This window comes from Treponema sp. R6D11 (assembly GCF_054786075.1).
This window is the reverse complement of sequence record NZ_BDHD01000105.1, coordinates 1-6,445: the sequence shown is the minus strand read 5'-3', so window position 1 is coordinate 6,445 and position 6,445 is coordinate 1. Positions and strand designations below refer to the sequence as shown.

General features: G+C 45.1%; 4 protein-coding genes. All 4 read left to right on the top strand.

The window, feature by feature from the left end:
* Positions 1-1,632, top strand: a 1,632-nt coding sequence (locus ACYVTD_RS08960; RefSeq protein ID WP_461247437.1) for a PD-(D/E)XK nuclease family protein, incomplete at its 5' end; no start/stop codon positions are given.
* On the top strand, positions 1,632-3,056 hold the full coding sequence (locus ACYVTD_RS08955; RefSeq protein WP_461247436.1) for a UvrD-helicase domain-containing protein: 1,425 nt from the start codon (positions 1,632-1,634) through the stop codon (positions 3,054-3,056). The genes ACYVTD_RS08960 and ACYVTD_RS08955, both read left to right, overlap by 1 nt.
* A gap of 46 nt (positions 3,057-3,102) precedes the next feature.
* Positions 3,103-5,295 (top strand): 3'-5' exonuclease, encoded by a 2,193-nt coding sequence (locus tag ACYVTD_RS08950; protein ID WP_461247435.1) that lies wholly within the window; start codon positions 3,103-3,105, stop codon positions 5,293-5,295.
* 38 nt (positions 5,296-5,333) lie between these two features.
* Positions 5,334-6,445: hexokinase family protein (locus tag ACYVTD_RS08945; RefSeq protein WP_461247434.1), on the top strand; the 1,112-nt coding region annotated here is incomplete at its 3' end.

Genomic DNA, 6,445 nt, shown 5'->3' with positions numbered 1-6,445 from the left:
ACCGAATTAATGAATCTTTGCGAAATTGAAAATGATTTTCCCGACGTAAAAGAAAAATTAAAATCAATCGACCCATTCTTGTTTTACACGGAATACCTTGGCGAAAATAACTATCTCGCGCAGACAAAATTATCTGGCGTAAATATTTTACCTTACAAGACCGCGGCTTGTGCGCCTTTTGACTGTCATATAATCCTCGGCTCTGCGCAGGACAGCCTCTCCGTCGTTTACAGCCGCCTTGATTTTCTGCCTCGAAAAAAACGCGAAAAACTCGGTATTCCAGACGAAGACGCGTCTTCCGTCCTTATCGAACTGCACAAATACAACTCCGTAAAACGCGCCGCGTTTTTCTGCTGCGAGCAGTCTTTTTCCGGCTTTACAATACCACATTCGAAAATAAACGCGCCTTCCGAACCAAAGGAACGTTACGCGTCAGACCCGCGTTACGGTGATAAATTTTCAATTGATTTATACGGCGCGGAATATTTTATTATAGACGGCGGCGATACTCCTGAAAATCTCCATGAAAATCAAATTGAAGGTTTTGAAAATTGGAAAAACCGCAGGATACATTCCACAAATACAGGCGGCGTCCCTAGTACCAATAAAACTCTGCAAAAACTGATAAAAGAAAAATTCGCTTTTGATAAAAAAATGCCAGACAAATATTACGTTTCCGCATCTTCGTTGGCAGAATACTACCAGTGCTCGTTAATATGGCTCTTTGACCGCGTCTTAAAAATAAACAACGAGCGGATAGAGGCGGATTTAATGGCGGAAAATATAGCGGGGACGTTATACCACGTCGCGCTCAACCTGTTTTTTACGGAAATAAAGAATAAAAAAAAGGCTCTATTAACCCCTGTAGAAACGGATGACGGGCCGTCCCTTCCCGCCGAATACTTAGAAATTCTGGAACACAGCGTTAACTCAATTTTTGATAATTTCCCCAAGCTGCAGGAAGGAGAAAAGCAAATCATGAGCGCGCTTACCTCCCGTCTTTTTTCAGGCGGAAAACGGTATTTTCTGCTTAACCTTGAAAAATGCATCGCGCGTTTTCTTTCGTTCTTTTGCGGCTGTTACGTGGCGGGCTGTGAAATTTCATACAATGCGCCACACGACGGTTATTTCTTAAATGGAACAATCGACTGCGTACTGGAAAACAGAACCGAAAAAAATTGTAAATATATAATCGTCGACTTCAAGTTAAAAAATCTTCCTAATCGCGCAGACTGCACGGGCGGCGAAGACTGCGAACTTAGCAATTTCCAGCTTCCAATGTACATAACCCTCGCGGATGAAGACGGAAAAATAAAAGTGGATACCGCGCTTTTTTACAGTATTTTGGAATTAAAACCGGAAGTGGTAATAGGCTTCATCGAAAATAAATACAACGAGATAATGATTCCAAAAAAAGAAGAAGACCGTATTTTGCGTAACAGTGAAAAATACGATCTGATAATAAAAGAATTCAACCAAAAAACAAAACAGTTCGCGGACGAAATAAAAACTACCGATTTCTCCGTCTTTGAAACCGACTGGAACAACTGTAATGATTGCGATTATAACCGGATTTGCCGGACGGTCTTTGTAATAGACCGTGAAAAAAACATATCTTTAAGGAATGATTAATGGATATAAGGAAAAAACGGCATCAGCTTAACAATGAACAACAGGCCGCCGCTTTCTGCGCGGATAACGCCGTCATCGCCGCGGGGGCCGGTTCGGGAAAAACCATGGTTCTCGCCAATCGTTTTGCATGGTTACTCACAGAGAAAGGTTACAATGTAGATGAAATTTTAACCCTAACATTTACAAAAAAAGCGGCCGCGCAGATGTTCAGGCGAATTCATTTGCTTTTAACTGAAATCGCCGAAGGTGAAGACGGCGCAAAGGCCGCGAGGGCGCGAAAAGCGCTTGACAATTTTGTCCACTCGCGGATTCAAACGCTGGATTCCTACAGTTCCTCGCTTGTAAAGCAATACGCGCCCCGTTACGGCATAAGTCCCGATTTTACGATTGATCAGGATCGTTGCAGTCAAATCGCCTCCGAGGAATCCCTTCCGTTCTTAATTTCCCACAGGCGTAACCCCGCGATTGAAAGGCTGTATTCCAACCACCGCCCAAACGACATAGCCGGAAAAATCTTCGAGAATGTTCTCATTAACCATTGCCGGATAGACAAGCCGCGTGATTTTATTGCGGATGTAAAAACACAATTTAACATTATACTATCCGAATGGGAAAACCAATGTAAAAAAATATCTGGGTTGTTAGACGAAATTAAAAATCTTATTTCAGAAAACAACGCCCTGCTTCCTGAACTTCCACCGATAATCGCAAAAAACAAGAAAACCGCCTTCCCAACTTCGGAAGACCTACAAAAATACTTTGATTATTTATTAGGTGAACCCGTGGAATCAATCGTAGAAAAATCTGAATCCCATCCTTTTCAAAAACAAATGATGGCGATTCTCCGCTTTCTTTCAGATATACAATCCCTTAGCCTAGCTAAGGGAAAACGAAGTGATAATTTGGTAAAGGATAACATTAAAGAATTACACGCCATTTTTGGCCAATTTTCTTCGCTTGCGGTATCCTGTATGCAGGCGGGCTTGATAATTTCAATTATGTCCCTGCTTTCCGAATTACAGAAACGCTACCTTGAAAGAAAGCGCATGGAGGGGGTTCTTACTTTCAGCGACGTAGCGAACCTTTCCAAAACCATTCTCCTTGAGCATCACGATGTAAGGCAGAGCGAAAAAGAATCGTTTAAAGCGATAATGATCGATGAATTTCAGGATAACAACGACCTTCAAAAAGACCTTTTATTCCTTCTTGCGGAAAAACTAGAAGCTAAGAATGACGACATTCCAAAAGCGCAGGATTTGACAAAAGGCAAACTTTTTTTTGTTGGGGACGAAAAACAGTCGATTTACCTTTTTAGGGGCGCTGACGTTTCAGTTTTCCGCAGGTTAAAAGACGAGATAAAAAGTACGGATCTACCGTTAAAAATCAACTACCGATCCGCCCCCCGCGCTCATTGGCGCATTTAACGCCATATTCGGCGGCAGTGATTTTGATCCAAAAGGAAAAGCCCCGTTGTCCAAAGCGCCTTCCGTATTCGCGCCTTCCAGCGTTGAAAATTCCCTGCCCCTCTACGAAGCGCAGTATACGCCGCTTACGGCTGGAGTCGATGGGGACGGCAAATTATCAGTTTGCATATTAATTAACGATGGAAACAATCAAAATGACGAAGACGCGCCTCTTCACGTAGATGAGAACGAAGCCATGTTTACAGCGCAAAAGATTCACGAATTAATTAACGAAAAAGGTTATAAACCGAACGATATCGCCATTCTTTTCCGCACCCGCACCTCTCAATTTTACTTTGAAAAACACCTGCGGTATCTTAACATTCCGTACGCCTGCGAAGACATCAACAACTTTTTTTACGGAGGTCTTGTAAACGACATAATGTCGGTTCTAACCCTTGCCGCCCGCCCTCTGGACAGCGCATCTTACGCCGAAATGCTGCGTTCCCCTTTCGCGGGCCTTTCGCTCGCGGGTACGGCGGTATGCCTCTCTGTTTTTAAAGGCGTAGAAAATCACGCCGCCTTTGACGACGCGCCTCTTGCCCTTCTTGACGAATCCGACCGCGAAAAATATTTATGCGGGCAAAAAATTTATTCTTCCATTCAGAAAAAAGCGGCGACCGAAAGCGTCAGTTCTTTGGTTTCGGAATTGTGGTACAAGGAAGGCTACCGTTACGAGGCGGAATGGAATCCCGCCACAAGCGTATATCGCGAGTTATACGATTATCTTTTCCACCTTGCGGTGCAGGCCGACACCGCAAATGAGGGGCTTGCCGCCTTTACGGATTCAATGCGCGATTTTAGGGATTCGGGCGGACGGCTTAACGACATAGAAATCCCGCTTGAAAGAACGGGCGCGGTTCATCTTACGACAATTCACAAAAGCAAAGGATTGGAATTTCCCGTAGTCTTCATTTGCAACTGCGGCAAACACACCCAGCCTGACAGAAGCGAAGACGTGTTTTTTTCCGAGAAGACGGGCGTAGTCCTAAGCCCTCCCCTGCCCGATTCCTGCAATTCAATGGGCGGTATACGCAAAAACTTTCTTTGGGAACAGTCAATCGCCGAAATGAAACTGAAAGAAACCGCGGAACTGCGCCGCCTTCTTTATGTCGGAATGACAAGGGCGGAAAAAGAATTGTACCTTACAGGCAGTCTAAAAATAAGCAAAGACGCGCGTTTGGACGATTTATCAGGCACGATAAGTAATTATATAGAAGAAAAGAATAAAGAAAAAAATAAAAAAAATGAAGATTCAATTCCGGGCGATTCAATATTTAATAACGACACTTTTTTCGGGCTTTTCCTGCCGTCAATCGCGCCACGAATATCACAGGGATTTTTCAACCTTGAGGAAATCCCTGTTTTTACGGAAGGAGACCTTAAAAAACTGGAAACAGCCCCCAAACATGCCAAGAAAAACCTACCGAACACAAGGGAAAGTTTATGCGAATATATCAAAAAGGCCGAACCTTTATACAAAAAAGCTATAAAAATCATAACGCCCGAAGTGCTGAATAATCACATAACACCCGTTTCGTTAAAGGAGAAAGAAGGCATACTGGCGCAGGCGGACGCATTGGGCAGGAGTTTTACGATAAGCAGGGAATTTTCTGGCGAGAATGCGGACGATGTTTTTAAAAAAGTGGACTCCTTACTTGCTAAAATTTCCAAAATAGAAGACGAAGAGTACGGAAAATTCATTTCGGGCAGTTTCGGAACCATGGCGCATATTTGCGTGGAAGCCCTTTTAAGCGGGAAAGAGCCGCTGTTTCCACCCCAGCTTTCAAGCTCGGTAACCCCCACAGAATTTGAAGCGCTTTTCGCGGCAGGCAAGGAATTGGCGAACCGTTTTGTCCGCTCCCCACTTGGTAAAATCGCGGAAAGTGCGAAATTGCGCGAGAACGAATTTTCGTTTAGAAGCCTTGTAAAAGACAACAAAGGAAGGGAAGTTTTTATCAACGGAACCATAGACCTCTTTTTTGAAGACGCAGAATTTATCCATGTTGTGGATTTTAAGACCGACAGCAGGGAGACGCCCGTTGAACATACGGCGCAAATGGCCTGTTATTACCATGCGGTTTCCGCCCTTTTCGCCGTTCCCGCAAAAAAAGAATGTCGCGCGTGGCTTTACTACCTTAGAACCGGCCACGCCGTTGAAATGACGGATAAAGTAAAACATTTTAACCTTGAAAATTAGGCGATTATCTAACATAATAATAGATAATCGGAGGATGTATGTACAAATTCAACCCGGACGAATTATCGGATTTTGCAAGGTTTTACGGCTTTCATTACGACGGCGTTAAAGCGGACGCCATTGTTAACGAGGCGCTTATCGAAATGAACCGCGGACTTTCTGGCGCGCCTTCCAGCCTTCAGATGATTCCCGCCCACATAACTCCCGTATCCGACATTCCCGCCGGAAAGACTGTTCTTGCCCTTGACGCGGGCGGGACTAACCTCCGCGTAAGCCTTGTGCAATTCAACGAAAAAGGCGAAGCGGAAGCGAAAGGAACGACAAAATCCCCGATGCCCGGAACGGGAGGGCACGTAACGGCAAAAGAATTTTTTGACACTATAGCGAAAGCCGCCCTTCCCCTGTTAAAAGACACAAAAGTTGAAGGAATAGGTTTTACTTTTTCCTACCCGATGAAAATTACCGACGAAGCGGACGGTATCCTTATTTCTTTCAGCAAGGAAGTTGACGCTCCCGACGTGGTAGGGAAAGCAATCGGCAAAGAGTTAAGGGAATCCCTAGCGCAAATGGGCTGTAAATACGACGGCCCCATCGTACTGTTAAACGACACCGCCGCCACCCTGCTCTCCGGCTTCGCCTCAATTTCACCAGACGGCGAAATGTCGCGCACAAAAAAAGATTTTGAAGCCGCGGGCGGACCTGTAATAGGCTTTATTCTTGGCACGGGTTTTAACACCGCCTACCCCGAAACCGTCATTCCCAAAATAGGCTTTAATTCCCCTTCTTCGCCGCAGATTGTGGTATGTGAAAGCGGTAATTTCGACGTCCGCCACCTTGGGCAGATGGACAGGGAATATGACAGCACGACAAAAAACCCCGGCAGTTTCACTCTTGAAAAAGCGACGGCGGGAGCGTACCTAGGCCCGCTTACCTTGCATATTCTAAAACAGGCGATAAACGACAAAGTCTTATGCTTTAAAAAATCCGGCGAACTTTTAGCCATGCCCCACCTTGAAACGCGCCATGTAAACGAGTTCATGCACTCCCCCTTAAAAGCGGAAGGTCCCCTCGGCTCGCTCTTTGCCGCCGACGAAAGCGCCGCCCTCGCCGCTCTCCAGTACATCACCTCGATAATTACCGAACGCGGCGC

Bases quoted from the DNA above. Each gene is read 5' to 3' on its own strand.
- ACYVTD_RS08955 (WP_461247436.1), top strand. From the start codon at position 1,632: ATGGATATAAGGAAAAAACGGCATCAGCTTAACAATGAACAACAGGCC.